Here is a 1,978-nt window from a genome sequence, read left to right on the forward strand (position 1 = left end):
CTTCGGGAGTTACGTCCAGATGATCGTTGATTTTTTTAGACATGGCACAGGTTTATCCAAAGGTTGTCTAGATTATTTACTTGGTGAAGATCGAGTGCGAGAACATGCACAGGTTTTAAGTGGTGATGTGGAGCTGACAGCACAACTCATTGATAGCAGCCCTTTTGCCAAGAAATATACCAGCGGTTGTTTATCCTTTTACGAGCATGATTTATCTGACCAGGATAAACAGCAGATCATGCAGAATTTTGAGCAGTGTCTTTTTCCTGGCCTTGATCAAGATCAGTATAAAGTTCTATGGGTACAGCACCAAGATAAGGTGAACCAAGTTACTGGAGAGACTCGGCTTGAGCTGAATTTTGTGATTCCTAATGTGGAACTTTCGACAGGCAAACGGCTACAGCCATTTTATGCACCGGTAGATCTCGATCGAGTAGATCTGTTTAAGCAGATTACCAATGCGGAACATAGACTGTATGACCCTGATGACCCGAACAATCAGCAGCTTTTAATCAATAAGAAGAACCTCCCAAAGGACGTTCGGGACTTTAAAGCGCAATTACATCAACGTATCTATCGAGCCGTTGCCAATGGTGAAATTGCCGATCGGCAAAAATTGGTTGAATGGCTTGAGTCCAATGACGTCAAAGTCACCCGACAGACCCAAAAATCAATATCAATTGAAAATCCATATGAGGGCGCAACACGTCCTATCCGTTTGAATGGAGAGGTTTATGAGCAAGGCTTTAGAGCTACTGGCGAATATCGACAAGAAGTACAACAGCGAATTGCAACGTACCGAGGAACAACTTCTGAGCGGTATCGAGCAAACGTCACAGATTATCAAAGACAACTTAAGCACAAGAGCCAATATCACAGCGACCGCTATCCAACAGTCAGACGAGAAATTAGCGCAGAACCTACAGAACAGCTCACAGCAGATCGAAAAGCAGCTCGACCAGTACCAAGCCTTGCTACAGTCCAAATTGAGCCGTTTAAAGCAAATGAACGAGCAGATACAGACAGAAGAACAGCAAGTTCAGAACAAAAGCCTACTGAAACAGCTTACTACTTTGAATATGGCACTGATTTTGGGCGCTGTTATTTTGATTATTCTCATTATTGCGCTCAGTTTTATGGGGAAAAGCAAGTACAGCGAGATTCAGACGCTCAATATGACGATCAACGAGAAACAAATGCGAGTGGATCACCTGAACCGATCGGGGGGCAGTTTGACGTTCAGCACATGCAGACAGCAAAACAGCAAAGCCCAACGCTTATGTATTCAGATCAACAAGAATGCAGGCGAATGGCAGAACGGTTACATGATTCCGATGGGGTATTAAACGATGACCGAATTAGAAACACAGTTATTGAAAATCATCGAAGAACAACAGCAGCAATTACAGCAACAACAAGCGCAATTGCAGCAGCAACAGCAGAGTTTAGACGTGATGCAAAAGAAAATTATCCAAGCCTTATCAGCACAATCAAAGGCAATGGAGAGCGTACAGAAAGGCTTAGTGCAAACACAAAAGTCATTATCGACAACACAGACGCAATTTCACGAATTAGAGAGAAGTACGGCAACGTATACCGAGCAGATCAATGGCAAAGTCAGAGAGATGAGCCAAATTACAACGAACTACGAGGACGTACTGGAGAAAATCTCAACCGTACAGCAGTCAGTCTCGTCAGAAGTAGCCAAAGCGCAGCAGAATTTGCTCGAAACGTCCGAACTATTGAAGCGAATATCATCCAGATGAAGGAACGGAAAATGGAAATGGAACAGCCCCAACCTAAGCAAGATCGAGGGATGAGTTGGGGGATGTAGGGCTTATAGAAGCCCGTCAGCTCAAAATGCTTGGTTAAAACACTATTACTTGATTAGGCTACTCTTCTTATTAAATTGTTCATCAATTTTTGAACTAAGGAAGTCAACAACAGGGCCTAAAGCCTGATGCTGTTGTTGCGAGTT

The 1,978-nt window shown here is 43.4% G+C and carries 1 protein-coding gene; it reads left to right on the forward strand.

Annotation, left to right across the window (positions count from 1 at the left end; genetic code table 11):
• On the forward strand, positions 1-1,834 hold a 1,834-nt coding region (locus ACFWBN_RS39790; RefSeq protein ID WP_385186733.1), incomplete at its 5' end, for a hypothetical protein.
• Positions 1,835-1,978: the final 144 nt, after the last annotated feature.

Origin of the sequence: Streptomyces sp. NPDC059989 (genome assembly GCF_042736975.1) — a bacterium.
Classification (GTDB): Bacteria; Actinomycetota; Actinomycetes; order Streptomycetales; family Streptomycetaceae; genus Streptomyces.